This is a genomic window from Stutzerimonas stutzeri SDM-LAC (genome assembly GCF_000235745.1).
Lineage (GTDB): Bacteria > Pseudomonadota > Gammaproteobacteria > Pseudomonadales > Pseudomonadaceae > Stutzerimonas > Stutzerimonas stutzeri_H.
The window spans coordinates 1-1,094 of sequence record NZ_AGSX01000002.1 but is presented as its reverse complement, the minus strand read 5'-3'; the positions used below and the strand labels follow the sequence as shown (position 1 = coordinate 1,094).

The 1,094-nt window shown below is 62.6% G+C and carries 1 protein-coding gene; it reads right to left on the bottom strand.

Going from position 1 to position 1,094, the window contains the following annotated elements; genetic code table 11:
• Positions 1-1,094 (bottom strand): alkyl hydroperoxide reductase subunit F (gene ahpF, locus PSTU_RS0100005; RefSeq protein WP_019338994.1); only part of this gene is annotated, 1,094 nt, incomplete at both ends.

The following is a 1,094-nucleotide window of genomic DNA, read 5'->3' as shown; positions in this document are numbered from 1 at the left end:
TAGGTCAAGCCGGTGACCTTCTTGCCGTCGCCGATGACCTCGCTGGTCAACGCGCTGGTGATCACCCTGACGTTGGGCAAGCTGTGCAGCTTCTTCTGCAGTACCGCATCGGCGCGCAGCTGGCTGTCGAACTCCAGCAAGGTGACCTGAGCAACGATGCCGGCCAGGTCGATCGCCGCTTCCACGCCCGAGTTACCACCGCCGATGACCGCAACGCGTTTGCCTTTGAACAGCGGGCCGTCGCAATGCGGGCAGTAAGCGACGCCACGGCCGCGGTATTCCTGTTCACCCGGCACGTTCATTTCGCGCCAACGCGCGCCGGTGGCGAGGATCAGGGTCTTAGCCTTCAGCGAGCCGCCGTTTTCCAGTTTGATCTCATGTAGTCCGCCGTCAGTCGATGCCGGTATCAGAGCGGCGGCGCGCTGTAGGTTCATGATGTCGACGTCGTACTCACGCACGTGGTTTTCCAGCGCGCGGGCCAGCTTCGGGCCTTCGGTCTCGTTGACCGAGATGAAGTTCTCGATGGCCATGGTGTCCAGCACCTGACCGCCGAAACGCTCAGCGGCAACACCGGTACGAATACCCTTGCGCGCGGCGTAGATGGCCGCCGCAGCACCGGCCGGACCACCACCGACCACGAGTACGTCGAAGGCGTCCTTGGCGCTGAGCTTCTCGGCATCACGCGCAGAAGCGCCGGTGTCGAGCTTGGCGAGGATTTCTTCTTCGCCCATGCGGCCCTGGCCGAACAGCTCGCCGTTGAGGTAGATGCTCGGCACGGACATGACCTGACGCATCGTGACCTCTTCCTGGAACAGCGCACCGTCGATGGCGACGTGGCGGATGTTCGGGTTGAGCACGGCCATCAGGTTGAGCGCCTGCACCACGTCCGGGCAGTTCTGGCAGGACAGCGAGAAATAGGTTTCGAAGTTGTATTCGCCGTCGAGGTCTTTGATCTGCTCGATGATTTCAGGCGCAGTCTTCGATGGATGCCCGCCGACTTGCAGCAGGGCCAGTACCAGCGAGGTGAATTCGTGCCCCATCGGGATGCCGGCGAAACGCAGGCTGATGTCGCCACCGATGCGGTTGAGTGCGAA